Genomic DNA, 18,030 nt, shown 5'->3' with positions numbered 1-18,030 from the left:
TCGGACCGCCGACAACAAGTGCTTGTCAGTGGAACACGCGCGCCGCGGGCTCGACCTCCGCCATCGATCCGGTCGGCTGCAGCCGATAGCGCTTTGTCCGGCCAGCGAGCTCGCCGCGGGGCTCGCACATGGCGGCGACGATCAGCGGCCACACCGCGCAAAACAAGGGGCCGCGCTCGCTATCATGGATACGGTACTGCGCGCTGCCTTCGAAGCCGAGCCCGATGATCGCCGCGAACCCGGCGTCGGGCGGCAATTCGTCACGATCGGCAGGATTGACGCCAAGCAAATCGCACTGCTGGACGAACGACGTGCTGCGATCGATAACGTCGCCAATCCGGACCAGATGCTGACCGCCCTTGCGCAAGACAGCATTCGCCTCGCGGATTCTCTGCCGGGCTTCAGCATGCTCTGCGCCGTTCAAGCGGACGAGCCCGCGACGAGCACCGCGCGACCGCTTTACCCACGAGTCTCGCGACGCCAACGCGTAGCGGATCGCACGCTTCAAACGCAAGAGCAGCGAGCCGCATTCAGCGAAAGTCATGGTCGGTGTGTTTCGGCAGAAACGACCATCATGCGGCCTCCTGGTTCGCGAGCTTCGCCTTCGAGTAGCGCACGCGGTACGCCACTGAATCGAGCTGATACTCGCCCCAGCGACCGGCAATCCACGCCAGGCCCTTTGCCGTGAACCTCGACTGTGCCCACGCTTTACCGCCGTCCGTAACGCCGCTGCAAACCTCAAGCCGTTTCGCGTCCTCGTGGACCTTGCGTGCGATCAAACGGCCGCGCTTACCGCTCCGATACATGACGTCAACCTCAAGGAACGCCATGAACTCGGCATGATTCTCGACCTTCAACTGCTTGGCGCATTCGCGGATACCAAACGATCCATTCGCGGCCATCAGGCGCTTGTGGGACGCCACGACCGGCGCCTGGGCCTCAAGCATTGCCCACTGTTCATGCGCAACCAGCTTCGTCTGGCTGTGAGCCTCGTGCTCCTCGGCCAACGCGCGAAGCGCTTCAGGGTAGCTCTGCGGCAAGCGGTACACCGGGGTGTCGTGGACTCCGCCGCGCAGTGAATACGCACCATGCCTGCGCAGCGACGGCAGAACCTCACCCGCAACCCACTTCTGCAGCGGGATTGCCTTCGGCTTGTCTGAGCGCGCAAGGAAGAAGTACAGCCCCTGCTCCGTCAGATGCAGCATTTGCTGCGCACCTGAAGGGCTCACAACGGATGTGACCCCCCTCCACTCTTTAGGAACGTGCTCGATCCGAGCTGCCCCGTTCCACACGTAACCTAGGGAGTCGGATACGTCCTTGGCAACCAAGGCCGGCTCGCCGCCGACCTCGATAACGCGGACGAGCGAGCCTTCAAACGCGAAATTAGCGAGTGCGTGCATGGCTCACCTCCAAAAACACTTTGGATCCGCGAATAGCAGTCGCCAACCGGCGAGCGGCGTTGTACTCGGCCCGCCGCGCACGCTGGTACACGGCATAGGCCATTTTCGTGGCACGGCGGAAGGCTGGATCGGCGACGTCTACACGCTCAAGGTTGCGCCGGAATTTGTAGCGTTCGCACGCTTCCGAGTAGAGCCAACGCGCCCTTTGACGGGTGGACTGAGCCACAAGGAGCTCGGCAGCGCGACGGGCGACGGCCTCGGACGTCCAACGGAAGCGAGCCGTCACTCCGCACCTCCGGCGACCAAACGCTCAACGTCCGTTCGACGCCAGAATACGCGGGCCCCAATCTTGACCGGTTTGATCGGACCGCGCCCGTTGGCACTCCAGTCCCGAAGGGTTGCGTAGGCGAGGCGGAGCGACACCGCAGCCTCCTTCGACGTCATTAACTGGTGCTTCTCACTGCACATGGTTGACTCCAGTGACCCAAAGGGGCCTGTTAATCTACCGACACTGTCGCGTCACGACTTCCCCACGCGCAGACCATCGCGACCAACATTTTTTCGCCTCCTGCAGCCATAATCGGAAGCCTAGTAACTTGCATAGGGAGTCAAGACATGGAGCAAAACGACAAGCCTGTGTACATCACAGAGTGGGATGGCCTATCACCGCTCCCTGAAGGTGCGACGGATGTGCACCTGCTCGAAGACGCGGACGCACTACCCACCTGGGACATCCTGCGTGACCGCCCACCGCGCTGCTGTGTCGGCGAAAAGGACTGAGCGCATGGCATCAACGGGGCTATAAAAAAGCCTCGACCGGTGCTCTGGTCGGGGCTAGTGCTGCGGTTTTGGACGACCTTGCGGTCGAGGTCATTGTGCCGTCACGACGGTTTCGCGTGCGACACCTCCCGCAGGCCAAGCAAAGCACCGGCGACGTCTCCGGCGCAAGCTCGAGCAAGAGCGGCGACTTCGCTGTTAGCAAGCGCGACGATGGCGCGCAGCATGCCGCCGCAGGCGCTAAGACCAACGAAGGCCAACTGCTGCGCGTCGAGTTCGTCAAGAAAATCGGCGTCAGGCATGTGGTGCCTGACAGCGGCCGCCGCGTCGAAAGCCACCAACGCGCCCACGCCGGCGAGTGTAACGACGTGGGGGCTTGCCAGTTCATGCACCTCAACCAAGTCGAGTGCATCAGACACACGATCGAGCGCGTCCACGGCCTTGAGCGGGACACGTCGACCTCGGAAAAACACTCGCAATGGAAACTCGCGTGGAAAGTCGCGGAGTAACGGCCGAGGTGAGTCGCATAGAAACTCCTGGTATTTGATGTCCCGTCGCCAAACGGGGCGGCCGGCTACATGCAAGGGTTGGCGAACCGGCCAGGAACCGGCAGACCGCGAAGGTCTCCCCACATGCGCCGCCCAAAGGAAAAATAGAGCTGGACAATAAACGTGCGAGTTCACATCCACTTGGTGCCGGTCGCCAAACCGGCGCGCCGTCCATCGACTAGCGTGGAGGTACGTTTGCGTGCCGTTACAGGACTAGGCAAGTCATTTGTCAGCAACGTTGCGCGGATAGCGCGGAGCGCCTTCTGGTCCCCCGCAGACAGCCCAGTGGTGCCTTGCGTGGCTCCCGATCGACGGCGGTAGCCATGCACAACAACTCCGCCGACTGTAGCCGCAGCGCCCGCTTATGCACGAATGCGGCGCCCTCGGATCCGCGCGCACGCCGGCGGTCACGGCGCGACAGTACCTCCAGCTGACCTCTGCCTCAACAGCGCCTTCAACTCCGAGGTCGCAGCGCGCGAGCGTTCGGAGCCGCGTTCCGCCGCGCAACAAGCGGTCGGCACCGGATCCAAAGGGGTGACCGGCATGGGGCGCGGTGCAGGCGGCTTGCCCCCGTTGTCGATCGCTCCTTGAATGCGCGCGCGCCACATCGCATCGCTCTCGCCCGGCTTCGCATCGCCGACGCCGACCTCGTGCGCCTTTGCCCGCGCCGTCTCAGGCGAAAGCCACCAGGCACCGTCCCGGCCATTGCGCGCAGTCGGCATTGCGGCCTTCGGGTCGCGGCACCGATTCCGCCATGTCGCAAACCAGTCTAGCTTTACACCCTTCCGGCCAGGCTGCGCAATCCAGTAATCTCGAAACCTCTGCGCGACGAGATGGACATGATCCGCGGTCCACCGATTGGTGCGATTGATGTCCTCGTCTTCAAGCGCCCACCGCTCGTAGTTTTCCGGCAATACCCAATCTTCTGACAAGCGCGAAGCGCGAGGACCGGACCTCTTGGCAGAGCGCGGGGCACATGAATAGTCTGTTGAAGGTTTGTATGACTGCTTGGGTGCAGCAGTTGCACCCCGTTCGGTCGTCATTTGCACCCCGTTCCGGCGCGTGCTGCACCCCGTGATCGCGCTGCGAGGTGCGCCCGTTGCACCCCGCTCCTCCTCGCGGGGTGCAAGATTTGCAGGCCGCTGCATACACAGGTCATAGCAAACAGGGCGGCGGTCGACGCGGTCGATATGGGCCGCCGCGATAGCTTGGTCCCCCCGGACGATCGCGCCCGCCGTCTCAAGAAGATCAAGCTTCAACCGCACCGTGCGCTCTGACAAACCAGAGATCTTTACGAGAGTCGCGGTGGACGGAAAAGCATTCTTCCCTTGGTCGCCCGCATAATGCGCCAAGCACACCAATACGTGCCTCGCGGTTGAGTCTTCGACGATCTGCTGCTCTAAGGCCCACTTGGTTGCCTGCCAACTCATCGCGGGCCTCTTTGTGACGTTGTCATGCCGGCCAAGCCCGTATTCGTCATCTCAGCCGAGTTCAAGATCGCAATGACATCGGGACCAGAGCCGAGGACCGACATCACGCGGTCTCCGACGCGACGGTCGCCGCGCGCGCCAGTTCAGCAAGGCGGCGCAGTGCGTCGCCGGCCACGTCGAGCGCGTCATTGAGAGTCGACGCCAGCGCAGCGGCGCGCAAAGCATTTCGTGCGATTTGAGCGGGAGAACGAGATTGCGGGAGTGCAAGCCCTGTAGAATAGGCGTCAGCCATCAGCGGCCTCCGTGAAAGGTCGTTTGCGTGGTCACGCAGGTCGGGCGCGTCAACGTCCGTACCTGCCGCTTCACCGCCCCGAAGATGGGGCAGCGCGGCCCATGTTGCCATAGCGTGCGGCCAGCGCAAGTCATGCGGCTTCCACCGCCGGCGCGTGGTAGCCGGCCGGATCCGCGAGCCAGCGATGGATTTCACGGTTCGGATATGCGACGCAGCGTGCAGAGCCGAGTTTGACGCGCCGAGGCAAAAGCCCTTTCAGTTCGCGTTGACGTGCTGTCTCGTGGCTGAACGGAACGATGCGCCTCAGCTCAGCCCAGCGCGTGAGCCGTCGAGCGGGAGTGACAGGGGCTCACCGAGCGCAGAGCGCTCCGGATCAACATGAGCGGCACGGCTCGTGACTGCGTCTTTCGACGCGAATTGCTTTTTTTCAGCCATGTGCGAAACCTCGCGGTTGTGTAAGCATGGCCGAACGGTACCGATGTGAAGCGAGTGAAGCAACTGTGAAGTTGAGTCCCTCGTCGGATAGGGCTCCCAGGCTACTTCCTAGTGCGGTATCTTGAAGCTCATTGTCGTGAGGTCGGGAGACGCTGGCTTTTTTTTCTGCGGCGTCCAAGACGTCGTAGATTGCTCGCGGGGACTTCCCGAAGTTCTTGGCGATATTTCGCACAGGCACTTCCTCGTCGCGCAAGCGAACGATCTCGCGCTTGTCTTCAAGCATCAGCGGCATTGAAGCGCGGCGGCCGGCACTAGCCCCCAGCAAGCGCTGCCCGTCCCCTGTGTCTGTCCAAGCGAGCAGGCGGTCCAAGTCGTCAAGGAGCGCCAGCGGCATACGTTCATTCCACCCTTCCGCTATTTCCCCCCAAGAAGCGCATCGAACGCTCCTGGTTCTCGTCCGGAACTCAACCACGCCCCAAGACTCAGAAAGGACGCACCATGCGGGCTCTGATTCCTGTGCTTGCCGAAGCACGATCGAAAGCGCACTTGCGGCTTGCTGCAAACCGCATCCCGTAGCAGAGGTCATCTGCTCTAGTAGGTTATGCAAGGAAACGAAACTGGCCCGCTGCCGGGCGAGGAATTGCTGAACTGACATGTGAGCACGTTAGACGCTCGTGGATCGATCGTTAGCGCCGTCCTTTGTGGACGTTTGGAATCTTGTGATGAAGCGGAGGCGGCCCCGGCGCGCCGGGCTCAATCGACCCGCGGATAGTCAGCCGCAACCTCGAGCATCGACGCGGCGATCGCTGCTCCCTGGCGAGCTAGCTGCGCGACGTCAGCATCGCCGATTCCTTCGATAGCGCGAAGTGTGTCCTGCACTGCATGCAAGCCCCCCAGCGCAAGGTCAGTTGCGTCGATTAGGTCGACCAAGTCACAACCGGCTGCGTAAGAGCGCGCCGCTTCGGCCCGCTCGCGCGCAATCTGTTCCCCGGCCCGCGCCAGCGTGGCGACGTTGGGATCACTTGTCGGGACGCGACGGACCGCGGCAAACACATGCGCAATCTTGCCGAGCGCGGCCGTCGTCTCAGCTATGTTGCGAGCCCTCGCAGGAAGCATCAAATTGGAAAGGACTGGTCCCGGCGAACGGGCAAAGGTCGATGCGCCCGAGGCTGAGGTCGGCATGGGGCACGGTTCGAGCAGAGTCATTCCAAGCTCAATGCAAAACGTGGTGAACAGGTTCTTCGCCTGCTCAAGCGCGTTGGCTGTGAACCACTCAGAGAAGCCAGGCCCGTCCAGACCATCGACACGATACTGGCGTAGCATATGGTGCAAGATACGTTCCGCCCGACGACAGGCGTCCCGCTTGCCACGCGCGACGAACGAGCGGCCAAAGCGGATTTTGTGCGGGATCGTCGCGCAGCGGTGTAAAACATCCTGTGAGATGCCGATCTTGATAACAGGCGCCTCGGCGTGCATAAGCAAGTAGAGGACGCAGGCTTCTTTCATAGCGCACCTTCGTGTGGAAAGCGACGGCAAGCGTTGAGGCTAGAATACCCGCATGAGCTTTTCAAGGCGCCTAGCATGAAACGATCAGACTTCCACATCGGTCTCGAATTCCGTGGCCTTGCCGGTTTCCGCTGGCGCTGCACAGACGTCGGCATGCGCACCATTGTCGCGGTCCAGCTCGATCACGATGACCCGAACTGGTACAAGGGGCCGCCATATATCGCGAAGGAAGTCGTGTTTGACGAGAAGGCAATCCAGGACTGCCATCTTACCGATGAAGATGCAATCACCGCGGCGCTTCACGAGGCCGACACGTCGGGGCACCCCGGTTTTCCGCACGAAGTCGTCATGCGCATGACGAAAGCACGCTTTGAACACCCCGATCAGAGGTATCCGCACAACGGCGTATTGCGCTTTGACCGGCTTCGCTCGGACGGCGAGATCGTCCATCCATACGCGGCTAGGAAAGACAACCAGGAGTGGATCGTGCAGCTTTACGTGCTTTTTCCGCAATCCTTCAGCGAGATGTCCGAGCGGGACTTCATCTCTTTGCCGATCGCAACGGCAGCAGATGTCCGTGCGCGAGCAGACGAGCAGTGAGCAGCGGATGAGCTCCGCGAACTTTGGGCGTGACTACAGCGTCGACGCGGCTTGCGCCAACGTTGCGAGTTTGACCGGCGACATCGATGGGTCAGTGTTCCTCATCATGGGACCGGCGCCAGCATCGACACCGGACGCGGTGCCGCATCGGCCACTGCCATGCGCGTAAAACCGAGCACCGGCTTATCATCACCAGCAGACATCACGCGCCTAGCCTTCGCTGCGTCGCCGACGAGCACCGGCGGATCGCTTTCGTGCCCCATGCGGCAGTTGTGCGCTTCGGCGATGCCGACAAGCACCGGCAGGTAATCGGGCGTCTCGCCGCGCATCTTGTAACCGCGATACCGGTTCACGAACTCGTTGCGCACGTACGGCCATTCGTCTTCGCCTTTGGCACCGATCAGCACCCAGCCGCCCATTTCGGTGATCACGCGATGGATCAGTGCGTCGTCGAACACGACGCTCTCGTAGGTGCCACAAGACCGCACCGCGCGATCGACCCTCGCCCAGGCGCCGAGGGCTGAATCCTGCGTTGATCCCTGCAGCATCTTTACGATGTCCGCCGGCTTCGGCACGAACTGCCCGCTGTCCGGGTTCACGCAGTGGCGATTCAGGGCATCGGCGACGGCCTCAAAGTCGAACGGCTGCACAGCGTTGACCCAGACGGATGCGGCGAACTTCGAAAAATCTTGCCGGTAGAACGCATACACGCCACTCACCAGTTCAACTAGCTTCGGTGCATCAGTGGTTTGCATGGGACATCTCCGCGATAAATTGCTGGGCGACGGCGCGATTACGCTCTTCGAGGGACTCCTGCTTGTTCAGGCCGCCAGCACGCGGTTTCCCCGCTGCCCTCGGATTCAAAAGGTCCGCAACAATCGGAGCTAGATAATTCGGCCCTGGCGCCCGGTCCAACTTTCTGGACGCAACCATCGACAGGGCTGCGTCCAGAATCTCGTTCGTTACCCGGATGTCATCGCCCCACGCCGCTATGTTCGGGTTCATGCTGTTAGCGCCGCTAATGCCTCGCTTGCGCAGGTAGACCGCGATCTCGACCGACCGGTCTGCGGAAGAAGAAGCGTTCTGCTTTTCTTCGAGCGGCGGAGTTGGGTTAGCCTCTGGCGTCTCGTCTTGGAATCCGGAATCAGGAATCAGGTTAAGGGAATCAGGAATCAGCCTGGCACCCGCCGGAATTTCCGATACTTGCACCGTGCCGGTACGGTGCTCGAATGGTGAAGGGATAGAACTAGCCGCTTCCTTGCAGTGTGGGTTCTGGTGCCTGGCGAAGTTCAGCACCTGAATGAAACGCTTCCCGCTCGCTTCATATCGCAGAATGAATTCGCGATCAGCCAGTTCTTGCAACAGGCTGTCCGCCTCGCAGTTGTCATACGGCAAAAGTTCCGCCTTGATCTTCTTCGGGCGATCCTCGAGGCGACCCTCGCGATCGGCGAGGCACCACAGGCCTTGAAACAGTATGCGGCCTAGAGGATCGATCTCGGCCAGAACGTCGTTCGTGAAGAAGCTAGGCTTCAAGTTTCTTGATCGTGCCATGCTCAGCCCCCCCGGTAAGCGCTCGGCAAAGCGCCGTTTGTAAATTGGCGCGAGCCGCTGGAAAGGCGGTCGGCAACGAGCGATTGCCGCTCATTGAACCAAGGCTGGCACCGGGGAGGATGCTTCTCGCAAACTGAGCTCATCAGATCAGCCCTCTCGTCTCTGCCCACACCTGGCGGCAAAGCGTACCGAATGTCGCTACGAACCAAGCCGGTTTAGTCTCGCGCGGCGACTCTGGATCAACGAGGTTCTTGCCGAATTCAAGGCCTTTTGCCGTGATCGCCCAGAAGGGCTTGCGGCCATCCGAATACTTTTCAAGCGAGGTGGTGGTGCGGTAGTTTTTCTGCAGGAAACCGGCCTTCTCCAGCAGTTGGTTGAACTTGCGCGCGCTCATCTTGCCACCCCGCTGTTTCAGAAGCTCCGAGACGGTCGCGGTGGGCTCGCTGGAATCGATGCTCGAGCTAAACGGCGCGTCGACCGTCAGGCGCGGGATGTAACTTGTGTCCGCGCCGTAACGCTGTCCGATCTGACGCATGATCATCGCCTTGGCCGACTCCGCGGGCCTGAAGGCTGAGCAGAAGGCGGAGAACAGCATCAGATCGACATGCAGCTTTGGCGACGCTTCAGTCACCGGTGTTGGAGCGGACGTCTCCGCTTGCAAGGCGCGGAGCTGGTCGCGCATCGCAAAAAATGCGCGAGCGAAACGAGCTTGGCCTTGGCGGGCCTTCTTGCCGCCGATGAATGGCAGCGCGATCGTTGCGCCGAGTTCGGTGAGTTCGATACAGCCCTGTGAACGGTTCCACTGATCGAGATAAGAGGTCTCCTTAAAATCAAGGGCACCTACCGTGCCATCCTCGATCAGGGAACGAAGGGTTCGCATCACATTGTCGTGACGGCGGCCGAACTCGGCGGCAATTGCGAGGCTGTCGGTGATCGGCTCGCCGTCACGCAGGCGCACAGGATCGCTAGGGACCAAGCCGCCAGGCAGGTTTGCGCGGCCGCGGCCGACGACCGGGTGAGTATTGCCGTTGCTGGGGGTGATGTAGCTCATTTCGAATCACCCAGTTAGCGTTGCGGGTAGTGACAGTTACGGATGGCTGTCGCCAGGCGCCTCTTCACGTTGTACTCGCCAGCCTTTGCTTCCAGATACTTCGAGTAGGTTTTACGAGTGAAGCGGAGGAATGCCGGGTCGTCGCGATCAGCGAGCCTGTCGAGACTACGGTCGTCCAGAAACTCCCGGCACTGCAAGTAGTACGCGCTCTTCGCTTCCGTTGTGTTCAGTTGGGCAACGTGGTGCTCAATCGCCAAGCGGCCGATCTTCTCGAGGAGCGCTGTCGCCTCCGCTTTGATGTATCGCTGGGAAGTCCGCATTGGCTCAGCCCTCCACCTTGTAATTCACCGGGTCCGCAAAGAAACGATGCAACTCACGGTTCGACCAGCACGCGCATCTGGCGGACAAATGGATGCGGCGCGGCGCTTTCCCCGCAAGCTCGCGCTTGCGCCACGTCTCGCGGCAGAAGGGGACAAATGGCTTCAGATCATTCCAGCGGGAATAGCCATCGAGTGGGAGGGATTCAGAAGGGGAGAGATGCCCGCCACCGCTGAGTTGTGCACTTGCTGCTTTCGCGACCATTGCTTTTCCTTTGCCCTGCTGGGCGTTGTTTGCAATGGCTACATTTCAGAATCGGCGTGTACGCCGATCAAACGATTAATGCATTTCCCCTAAAGCCTTTGTCGGCGTGGATTTCCACCGATTTTTTGAATCGGCGCGTTGAATCGGCGTAACGTTGAATCGGCGCGCCGATTCAACTCGCTCGCTTCTTGCGGCCGTTCCTCGATTTTCCGCCGGTTAGACCTGTAGGGATTGCCTTATAGATTGTGCCCGCGCTCAGTGCGTTACCGCGCTCGCCGCTATAGCCACCGACCTTAAGTTCACTAGCGATATTCTTCGCAATCTTCGTGCGGGTAAGCGACGCGTCCGCGCGGTACATTTCCCACGCTCGGCGAACAATATAGGCATCGATAGAGACCTTGTTGTTGACCCCAAGGGTGAGGCGGCCGGTTTCGATAGTTGCGGTGGCACCGCCCAGACTAATCTCGTTGTCACCGCCCGGGATAGGTGACACGCCCACGTGGTGCGCGCTTCGAGCAGCCGCGGTCGTCTGATCACCACGGACGTGACCTACAAAGCTCTGCAAATCAGCGCTCGGGATGCGGACCTCATCTAAGTCGACGTAAAACCTTCCCGAGCGATAAAACTCTTTGTACCGCTGCGTGTACGGAATGCCCACACTTTGGTCTTCCTCGAAACGAACAAACCGATGCGAGCCCATTGGACCGAATTCATTGGGTTCGATACGCGGCACCGAATCGATGCATTCTAAGAGCACCGCTTTTTCGATCACGATTGGCGCCGTGCCCGCGAAAGAGACGTTGGACGGGATCTGCAGATATCCTTGGAAGTGGACGCGGGACAAGCCGCCAGCTACTGCGTGTCCATTGAAAAAGGCCAGCAAGTCTTCCGCAAGTACATCGCCGGAAAAATAGAAGCAAAGCCGAAATGCACCGCGGCGCGCCATGTCAAGGACGTCGTCGGAATCAAGGCTTAAGGAAAGCTCGCCAGACAAGAAAATAGCTGCGTCTCGCAGCTTGTAGTAGGTTTTCAGCATCGCGCTATCACGCAACCTCTAGAACTGGTCCCGCGATAGGCGACTAGGGGGCGGTATGAAAAATTAGTAGGCATTCTTTCCAGTGCCAATCGGAACAACCTGGGCACCCGCCTTGAGCGCGTCCAGATAATCCGCCCACGCCTGCATCATCTTGATCCGATCGTCGATGAACTTCGTCCGGTTATAAGCTGTTCCCAGCGCATCCGACACTTTGTGCGCAAGCTGGTGCTCGATTACCTCGCTCTGAAAACGCAGTTGCTCGTGCAAGATCGTCCGTGCCATCGCCCGGAACCCGTGGCCCGTGATCTCTGTCTTCGTGTCGAATCCCATCCGCCGCAACGCCGCGTTCACTGCAGCACCACTCATCGGCTTTTTGACATCCCGCCCCGGGAAAACATACCTGCGCTGACCGGTAAGCGCGCGAAGCTCGCGCAGGATTGAGACGGCCTGAGTGGCGAGCGGTACCAGATGCTCGGTCTTGGTTTTTGAAGCCGTGTAGCGCCACTGCGCCTTGTCGAAATCAAAGTGCGCCCACTCCGCAGTGCGGAGTTCCCCTGGCCGCACAAACAGTAGCGGCGCCAGCCGCAATGCGCACTGAACAACGAACGTGCCTTGAAACGCGTCGAGCGCGCGCAGCAGCCCGGCTACCTCCGAAGGCTCAGTAACGGATGCGAAGTGAGTATGACGCGCCGCCGGCAGTGCGCCGCGCAGATCTGCACTGACATCACGCTCCGCTCGCCCTGTAGCGATCGCGTAGCGGAAAACCTGACCACAGTTCTGGTGGACACGGTGCGCAGTATCGAGCGCTCCGCGTGCCTCTACCCGGCGTAGCACGGCAAGCGCTTCGGGAGCGGTAATCTCTGCAATGGGGCGGCCGCCGAGCCACGGAAACACATCCTTCTCAAGGCGTCCCATGACTTTTTCGGCGTGGGACTTTGCCCATCTTGGTTCGTACTTCGCGAACCACTCACGAGCGACGGCTTCAAAGCTGTTGGCCGCACGTTCCGCCGCTCCGGCTCGCTGTACTTTGCGTTCGATGCCCGGATCAACCCCGTTCGCCAGCAGCTTGCGCGCGGCGTCCCGGCGCTCACGCGCCTCTTTCAAGCCGACGTCGGGATACACGCCCATGGATAGGCTCTTCTCCTTACCCCCAAACCTGTACTTGAGTCGCCACCACTTACCCCCGGCGGGCGTAACGAGCAGATACAGCCCACGCTCGTCAAACAGCTTCTGCTGCTTGTCGGTGGGCTTTGCGTAGCGGATCTTCAGATCAGTAAGCGCCATGATTAATCTTTCGGAATGACGGCACGCGTCGCATCCAGAAACACACGAAGCTCAACTGTTTCTGCTGCAGTCAGGTTCAGGCAGCGCTTGCCCAGCCTGAACGACAGAGCTCCGTCGCTATCCAACATGAAGCGCATCGCCGCCTCGCGCCGGTCCTCTTCCTCACGCTGTGCGATGCGCTCTTCCTTGCGTACCTCACCCGGATCGATGCCGGAGGCGAGCAGTTGACGGGCCTCATCGCGGAGCTTGCGTGCGTCGCGCACATTTACGTCGGGAAATACGCCCAGCGCGAGCCGCTTTTCCCTGCCCGCGAACCGGTACTTGAGCCGCCAGTACTTACCGCCCGATGGATGGATTTCGACGAGCAGCCCCAAGCTGTCGTAAAGCTTCCGGATCTTCTCAAGCGGGACAGCAGCGCGCACTGCCGCGTCTGACACGGGGATCCGATTGGCTTTGGCCATGATTGGGGTAACAGGTCTGCGACACCTTGGAGCAACCACCAGACTTACCCACTATGGGGGTTGTAGCGCTTGGCGGAACGTTGGAGAAGTTTGCAACAAAAAACCCCGTCGGGCTAGGCCCGTCGGGGTTTTCTAGTAAAACATTGGTGTCGATTGGAATCTGGTTGGTGGAGAGGAGGAGGATCGAACTCCCGACCTTCGCATTGCGAACGCGACGCTCTCCCAGCTGAGCTACCCCCCCGACATGGAACCAATTCTAGCACAGCCGTTTTCCCATTTGCCAAGCCTCAAAAGGTGACAAACCCTCACTTAGCAGGCGCCCCCGCCAGCACCCAATCCACCACCGCTCGCACATCGGCATCGCTCATCGACGGATGCGCCGGCATCGGAATCATGCCCCAGACGCCGGCACCGCCATCCTTCACCTTTCGGGCGAGTTTCGCCGGCGCCTGCGCATCGCCCTTGTACTTCGCGGCGATCTGCTGAAACGACGGACCGACCAGTTTGCGGTCCACTGCATGACATCCCATACACGCATTGGCATTCGCGACTGCCAGACCGCGCTGCGCGTCGGCTGCACACGCCGCCGTCGATACGAAGCTCGCCAGCACCCCAACCAGAAGCGCCAATGTCACGACCGCGAGCCCACCCTTCATGGCGCCGCCTTCGGATTACCCGGACGCACCGAGCTCGAGTTGCTGACCGGCGCCGGAGCCTGCTGCTCCAGTGGCTGCGCACTCACCGACGAATCCGGAATCGCCCCGACTGTTGGCTGGTCTGCATCGGGCTGCGAAGCCGCGACGGGCGCAGTAGCCGCCGCCGTCGCAGCCGCCGCAGCTTCCTGCGGCTGAATATACTGGAACACCTTGACGACCTTGACCACACCCGGTACCCGGCTCGCGACATCTGCGCCGCGATTGCCTTCGTCCATCGTGACGAGACCCATCAGATACACCGCGCCCCGCTCGGCCACGACCTTGAAGTTGTTGGCCGATATGTCCTTCTCGGCGATCAGCGCGGTCTTCACGCGCGTTTCAAGATAGGTGTCGTTGGTGCGCGACGAAAACGAGCTGGCCGGCGTGATCGCCAGTTCGTCGACGATCGTATTGACGTTATTCAAGCCACGCACGATGTTCTCGGCGCGCTGCTTCGAAGCCTCCCCGGCCACCTCGCCGGTCAGCAACACGCGGCGGTTGAACACCGTCACGTTGACATGCGCGCTATCCGGCAAATTCTGGCTGAGCTGCGACAGCGCCTTCACCTGCAACTCGCGATCTTCGGTCTGCGCACCGAGCGTGCGGCGGTCGGTCGCCATCAGCGCGCCGCCGCCCGCCGCGCCAGCCACGGCGAGAAAGCAACCCTGCAATGTCGCCGACAGCCCCGCCGCAACCCCAACCACCAGCACGGTTCTCACCAGTGTCTTCTTGACGCGGAATACGCTCATCAACTAGCTCTCCTTCGGAATCGGTCTCAGTCTTCGCCCAGCAACATGGCATCGATGCCGTCGCATAGACAATGGATGGTCAACAAGTGCACTTCCTGAATCCGCGCAGTGCGCTCCGAGGGCACGCAAACGTGGATGTCGGTATCGCTCAATACTTCGTGCATGCGTCCGCCGCCCTTGCCGGTGAGCGCGATCACGATCATCTCGCGCTCGTGCGCGGCCTCGACCGCAGCGAGCACATTCGCGGAATTGCCAGAGGTGGTAATGGCGAGCAGCACGTCGCCCGGTTGCCCGAGCGCCCATACCTGCTTCGAATAAATCTGCTCGAACGAGTAGTCGTTGGCGATGGCGGTGAGCACGGAGGTGTCGGTACTCAGCGCGATTGCCGGCAAGCCCGGGCGCTCGCGCTCGAAGCGGCCGATCAGTTCGGCGGCAAAATGCTGCGCATCGGCCGCCGAGCCGCCGTTGCCGCAAGCAAGAATGCGATTGCCGTTGGCCAGTGCGCCGAACATCGTGTCGATCGCAGCGGCGATCGGCATCGACAGGGTTTCGAGGGCTTCGAGTTTGACTGCCGCGCTGTCGCGGAAGTGTTGTTGAATGCGTTCGACTGACATCGAGTCTCTATCTTCTACCGCGAATGGACCGCACTGTGCAGCCCTGTTATGAAGTCGTATGGCAAGGTAGCGCCATGCCGATGAGCGCGGCCGACAAGGTGTGCGTCGACGCAAAACCATCGTGAAATGCACGGCTTCCCCGAGTTGTCGGCGTGGCTCGACGGCTCACACGCGAGCGCAAGTTTATCGTACTCACACCCGTTCTCCGCGCATTGCGTCAGACTTCGTCGGCGCGAAACGCGTCGCGCAACCAGACGAGCCTGCCGCCGTCGAACGCAATCACGTCGAAACGGCACGCGGGCTGATCTCGCCAGGCAGCACTGCGAGTTGCCAGATAGTGCTGCGCCGCGCGCACGATGCGCTGCTTCTTGTGCCACCCGATGCTCGCCGCCGCGCCGCCATAGCGACGCTGCGCGCGTGCACGGACTTCGACGAATACGAGTGCGCCGTCGCGGTCGCGCATCACCAGGTCGATCTCGCCACCCCGGCATGAGACGTTATGCGCAACGAAGCGCAAGCGTTGGCGCTGCAGAAATTCACGCGCACGCAACTCGAAAGCCGCGCCGACGAGTTTGGACCCAGTGGGTCGGGAAAAGTTGTGGAGCGCGGCGGAACGGGTTGTCGGGGCAGTTGGGAATGCGGTAGATGGCGCTGTCTTCGGAATGCTTTTTGACGCACCGGTTCGCGGTATCGGCGGCGACGTTGTAACCGCTGCCGTCGCGGGCGCAATCCGCGGCGCGGGTCTCGGCGCTGTCCGCGGTGCAGGAGCTACCGGCGCCGGCCGCTGCGCGATTTCGTGCGCCGTTTTCGCCGCCATTGGCAGCACAGGTGGCATTGGCGCCGTCGTTTGCGCGATGCCGTGTTCGATTCTCGGCGCTGTCTCCGGCTGCGTCTCCGACGCAGTTCCTGCTTTCCTCTCCAACACCGCCCTCCACTCAGTTGTCGTTATCACCGCCGTGCAGGGCCCCGATGGCAGTCTGCCGCGCGCGCTTCTGCGCTGGCTTCGACTCATCAGCTATCCGCACCACTACCGCCGCAATCGCGGCCGCCGCCCGGGCTGCGCAACCCCGCGTGGCACAATGGCGGCCTCATTTCCGTCTGTTTGCGTCTAGCGCCTCATGACTCCTCTTTCCGAACTCGCACAGGGGCAGCAGTACCCCGCCGCCGCGCTGTACGTGGTGGCTACGCCGATCGGCAATATCGCCGACGTCACGCTGCGCGCGTTGCATGTGCTCGGACTGGTGGACCGCATCGCCGTGGAAGACACCCGCAACACCGGTCAATTGCTCGCACGCTACGGCATCTCGAAACCGCTCGTCGCCGTGCACCAGCACAACGAGCGAGCCGCGGCGCTGCGACTGATCGAGCATCTGCAGGCAGGCGAGCGGGTCGCCTACGTGTCCGATGCGGGTACGCCGGGCATTTCGGACCCCGGCGGAAAACTCGTCGACGCAGTCCGCGAAGCCGGTTTCCCGGTCATTCCGCTGCCTGGTGCCAGCGCGCTCGCGACCGCCTTGAGCGCGGCCGGCGACTGGGTCGCGACGTTCTCGTTCCTCGGCTTCCTGCCGCCGAAGGCCAAGGCCCGCGCGGCGGCGTTGCAGTCGCTCGTCAGCCATCCGCACGCGATGGTGTTCTACGAAGCGCCTCATCGCATCGTCGAAACGGTGCAGGCGCTGGCCGACGCGTTCGGCGGCGAGCGCACGCTGCTGATCGCGCGGGAATTGACGAAGTTACACGAAGCGCTGCATCGCGGCACCCTGGCCGAAGCGCCAACGTGGCTTGCCGCCGATCCCAACCGGCAACGCGGCGAATTCGTGCTGGTGGTGGAAGGCGCGTCGGCGCAAGCCGCCGGCGAACAGGACCACGACGCATTGCTGCGCATCCTGCTGGAAGAGTTGACGGTGAGCAGCGCGGCGAAAGTGGCGGCGGCCATCACCGGGGCGTCGCGCACTGCGCTGTACACGCGCGCGTTGGCGCTGAAATCGGACGAAGAATAGAAGCGGAGGGATCAAACGAAGGGCCGCGGCAGTTTCGACTGCGCGGCCCTTCGTTTTATTGCGAGAGCGACATGCATGACGCGGTGCCGCGCGGCGCTTGATCGTGTGTTAGCGCGAAGTCGAGTTGGATGCCAGCGTTTCGTTCATCTCGGCGCGGGCTTCCTGCTGCGTCAAACCTTCGATCTTCACGCGTGCCGTGCCGCAACGGCGCATGTCGAGCGCGTTTGCAGCGGCCATCGAGAGGTCGATCACGCGGCCGCGCGCATACGGGCCACGGTCGTTGATACGCACGACGACCGAGCGCGACGTGGCCGGATTGGTCACGCGCACATACGAGCCGAGCGGCAACGTCCGATGCGCCGCCGTCAGCGCGTGCATGTCGTAACGTTCGCCATTGGCGGTCCGGCGGCCGTGAAAGCCCCGCCCGTACCACGACGCCCGACCGGTCTGCTGAAAGTCCGACGTCTCGCCGCCATCGTCCGTCAGCGGCTTGGCGTCGGCCAATGGAGTGGCTTGGGTAGTCGGGCTCGAGGCCGGCGCGCTACCGTAAGATTGCGGTCCGAAAGAGACGATTTGCGCTGTTTTGAGGCTCCGCGGCGCGTCGCTCGCGGAGATGTCGCTGGCACCCGGAGGCGTGGCGCAGCCGGCCAGCACAAAAAAGGCAAAAAGAGTCCCTAGACCGCGGGATAACCGAGTTTTCATAAGACGTGCAATCACAATGTCGAGCCGCATCACGCGAAGTTGAGCGTGTTGCCTGCGACTCCGGCGGCAATGGACGACAACGCGCCGCGCAGACGAGCGCAGTACGTAGAAGCCCGGATGCGGCTGACTCAGCCGCTACCGCACGGTTAATTTTCACGTCTGGCGCAACCTGTCCCCGGCAGCCTGACCAGACCCCACATGCCGCCATCGAACGTGGCAAACACGTTCTTGCGCGCGTGACTCAGCGCGCAGGAACGGCGGCGTAGGCCCCACCCAGCGTCACGGCAGTTAAGTCCGTTGCAGGCGCGCGGCGCCTGGCT

The 18,030-nt window shown here is 61.8% G+C and carries 24 protein-coding genes and 1 tRNA gene; 4 read left to right on the top strand and 21 right to left on the bottom strand.

Going from position 1 to position 18,030, the window contains the following annotated elements; all coding sequences use genetic code 11:
- Nucleotides 1–25: 25 nt before the first annotated feature.
- From ABQJ48_RS07345 to ABQJ48_RS07335, 3 genes are all read right to left on the bottom strand, one after another.
- On the bottom strand, nucleotides 26–424 hold the full coding sequence (locus tag ABQJ48_RS07345) for a hypothetical protein (protein WP_367836991.1): 399 nt from the start codon (nucleotides 422–424) through the stop codon (nucleotides 26–28).
- 148 nt (nucleotides 425–572) lie between these two features.
- Nucleotides 573–1,400, bottom strand: coding sequence for a phage antirepressor (locus ABQJ48_RS07340; protein WP_367836990.1), 828 nt, complete (start codon nucleotides 1,398–1,400; stop codon nucleotides 573–575).
- Nucleotides 1,401–1,682: 282 nt separating this feature from the next.
- Entirely contained in the window at nucleotides 1,683–1,844 is a 162-nt protein-coding gene (locus tag ABQJ48_RS07335; RefSeq protein ID WP_367837019.1) for a helix-turn-helix transcriptional regulator, read from the bottom strand.
- 171 nt (nucleotides 1,845–2,015) lie between these two features.
- Here ABQJ48_RS07335 and ABQJ48_RS07330 point away from each other — a divergent pair, with 171 nt between their 5' ends.
- Both ABQJ48_RS07330 and ABQJ48_RS07325 read left to right on the top strand, forming a co-directional pair.
- Nucleotides 2,016–2,180 carry a hypothetical protein gene (locus ABQJ48_RS07330; protein WP_367836989.1) on the top strand — a complete coding sequence of 55 codons (165 nt, stop codon included), beginning with the start codon at nucleotides 2,016–2,018 and terminating at the stop codon, nucleotides 2,178–2,180.
- 68 nt (nucleotides 2,181–2,248) lie between these two features.
- Nucleotides 2,249–2,686, top strand: a complete 438-nt coding sequence (locus tag ABQJ48_RS07325; RefSeq protein ID WP_367836988.1) for a hypothetical protein — start codon at nucleotides 2,249–2,251, stop codon at nucleotides 2,684–2,686.
- A 446-nt stretch (nucleotides 2,687–3,132) separates the two neighbouring features.
- On the opposite strand, the gene ABQJ48_RS07320 is transcribed toward ABQJ48_RS07325, so the two are convergent.
- The 4 genes from ABQJ48_RS07320 to ABQJ48_RS07305 form a co-directional block, all read right to left on the bottom strand.
- Nucleotides 3,133–4,155, bottom strand: coding sequence for a helix-turn-helix domain-containing protein (locus ABQJ48_RS07320; RefSeq protein WP_367836986.1), 1,023 nt, complete (start codon nucleotides 4,153–4,155; stop codon nucleotides 3,133–3,135).
- A gap of 103 nt (nucleotides 4,156–4,258) precedes the next feature.
- A complete protein-coding gene (locus ABQJ48_RS07315) occupies nucleotides 4,259–4,447 on the bottom strand; it encodes a hypothetical protein (protein ID WP_367836985.1) in 189 nt (62 codons plus the stop codon).
- Between the two features lie 427 nt (nucleotides 4,448–4,874).
- Nucleotides 4,875–5,276, bottom strand: a complete 402-nt coding sequence (locus tag ABQJ48_RS07310) for a hypothetical protein (RefSeq protein ID WP_367836984.1) — start codon at nucleotides 5,274–5,276, stop codon at nucleotides 4,875–4,877.
- Nucleotides 5,277–5,635: 359 nt separating this feature from the next.
- Entirely contained in the window at nucleotides 5,636–6,388 is a 753-nt protein-coding gene (locus ABQJ48_RS07305) for a GIY-YIG nuclease family protein (RefSeq protein WP_367836983.1), read from the bottom strand.
- 75 nt (nucleotides 6,389–6,463) lie between these two features.
- Between ABQJ48_RS07305 and ABQJ48_RS07300 the strand changes: the two genes are divergently transcribed.
- The gene (locus ABQJ48_RS07300) at nucleotides 6,464–6,988 is read left to right on the top strand and encodes a hypothetical protein (RefSeq protein WP_367836982.1); all 525 of its coding nucleotides are present in this window, start codon (nucleotides 6,464–6,466) and stop codon (nucleotides 6,986–6,988) included.
- A 104-nt stretch (nucleotides 6,989–7,092) separates the two neighbouring features.
- Here ABQJ48_RS07300 and ABQJ48_RS07295 read toward each other — a convergent pair whose 3' ends face one another.
- The 13 genes from ABQJ48_RS07295 to ABQJ48_RS07235 all read right to left on the bottom strand — a co-directional run bounded on the left by ABQJ48_RS07295 (nucleotide 7,093) and on the right by ABQJ48_RS07235 (nucleotide 15,675).
- Complete coding sequence (locus tag ABQJ48_RS07295; protein ID WP_367836981.1) at nucleotides 7,093–7,743, bottom strand: DUF6475 domain-containing protein; 651 nt, start codon at nucleotides 7,741–7,743, stop codon at nucleotides 7,093–7,095.
- Complete coding sequence (locus ABQJ48_RS07290) at nucleotides 7,730–8,521, bottom strand: hypothetical protein (protein WP_367836980.1); 792 nt, start codon at nucleotides 8,519–8,521, stop codon at nucleotides 7,730–7,732. The genes ABQJ48_RS07295 and ABQJ48_RS07290 overlap by 14 nt, the downstream gene beginning before the upstream one ends.
- A gap of 160 nt (nucleotides 8,522–8,681) precedes the next feature.
- Entirely contained in the window at nucleotides 8,682–9,590 is a 909-nt protein-coding gene (locus tag ABQJ48_RS07285) for a Rha family transcriptional regulator (RefSeq protein ID WP_367836979.1), read from the bottom strand.
- Nucleotides 9,591–9,604: 14 nt separating this feature from the next.
- On the bottom strand, nucleotides 9,605–9,910 hold the full coding sequence (locus ABQJ48_RS07280; RefSeq protein ID WP_367836978.1) for a hypothetical protein: 306 nt from the start codon (nucleotides 9,908–9,910) through the stop codon (nucleotides 9,605–9,607).
- Between the two features lie 4 nt (nucleotides 9,911–9,914).
- Nucleotides 9,915–10,172 (bottom strand): transcriptional regulator, encoded by a 258-nt coding sequence (locus ABQJ48_RS07275; RefSeq protein WP_367836977.1) that lies wholly within the window; start codon nucleotides 10,170–10,172, stop codon nucleotides 9,915–9,917.
- A 172-nt stretch (nucleotides 10,173–10,344) separates the two neighbouring features.
- A complete protein-coding gene (locus ABQJ48_RS07270; RefSeq protein WP_367836976.1) occupies nucleotides 10,345–11,208 on the bottom strand; it encodes a hypothetical protein in 864 nt (287 codons plus the stop codon).
- Between the two features lie 63 nt (nucleotides 11,209–11,271).
- Entirely contained in the window at nucleotides 11,272–12,492 is a 1,221-nt protein-coding gene (locus tag ABQJ48_RS07265; RefSeq protein WP_367836975.1) for a tyrosine-type recombinase/integrase, read from the bottom strand.
- 2 nt (nucleotides 12,493–12,494) lie between these two features.
- Nucleotides 12,495–12,953, bottom strand: a complete 459-nt coding sequence (locus ABQJ48_RS07260; protein ID WP_367836973.1) for an Arm DNA-binding domain-containing protein — start codon at nucleotides 12,951–12,953, stop codon at nucleotides 12,495–12,497.
- A 165-nt stretch (nucleotides 12,954–13,118) separates the two neighbouring features.
- Nucleotides 13,119–13,194, bottom strand: a tRNA-Ala gene (locus ABQJ48_RS07255).
- A 64-nt stretch (nucleotides 13,195–13,258) separates the two neighbouring features.
- Complete coding sequence (locus tag ABQJ48_RS07250) at nucleotides 13,259–13,609, bottom strand: c-type cytochrome (RefSeq protein WP_367836971.1); 351 nt, start codon at nucleotides 13,607–13,609, stop codon at nucleotides 13,259–13,261.
- Nucleotides 13,606–14,397 (bottom strand): BON domain-containing protein, encoded by a 792-nt coding sequence (locus ABQJ48_RS07245; RefSeq protein WP_367836969.1) that lies wholly within the window; start codon nucleotides 14,395–14,397, stop codon nucleotides 13,606–13,608. The genes ABQJ48_RS07250 and ABQJ48_RS07245 overlap by 4 nt, the downstream gene beginning before the upstream one ends.
- A 26-nt stretch (nucleotides 14,398–14,423) precedes the next feature.
- Nucleotides 14,424–15,011: a phosphoheptose isomerase gene (locus ABQJ48_RS07240; protein WP_367836968.1), complete on the bottom strand. Its 588-nt coding sequence runs from the start codon at nucleotides 15,009–15,011 to the stop codon at nucleotides 14,424–14,426.
- 217 nt (nucleotides 15,012–15,228) lie between these two features.
- Nucleotides 15,229–15,675, bottom strand: coding sequence for a YraN family protein (locus ABQJ48_RS07235; RefSeq protein WP_473094106.1), 447 nt, complete (start codon nucleotides 15,673–15,675; stop codon nucleotides 15,229–15,231).
- 454 nt (nucleotides 15,676–16,129) lie between these two features.
- On the opposite strand from ABQJ48_RS07235, the gene rsmI reads away from it, so the two are divergent.
- Entirely contained in the window at nucleotides 16,130–17,008 is an 879-nt protein-coding gene (gene rsmI, locus ABQJ48_RS07225; protein WP_367836964.1) for a 16S rRNA (cytidine(1402)-2'-O)-methyltransferase, read from the top strand.
- 108 nt (nucleotides 17,009–17,116) lie between these two features.
- Here rsmI and ABQJ48_RS07220 read toward each other — a convergent pair whose 3' ends face one another.
- A complete protein-coding gene (locus ABQJ48_RS07220; RefSeq protein ID WP_473094105.1) occupies nucleotides 17,117–17,710 on the bottom strand; it encodes a septal ring lytic transglycosylase RlpA family protein in 594 nt (197 codons plus the stop codon).
- Nucleotides 17,711–18,030: the final 320 nt, after the last annotated feature.

Source organism: Paraburkholderia suaedae, assembly GCF_040812055.1.
Classification (GTDB): Bacteria; Pseudomonadota; Gammaproteobacteria; order Burkholderiales; family Burkholderiaceae; genus Paraburkholderia.
The sequence above is the reverse complement of the archived record's forward strand: the minus strand, read 5'-3'. Positions and strand labels throughout refer to the sequence as shown.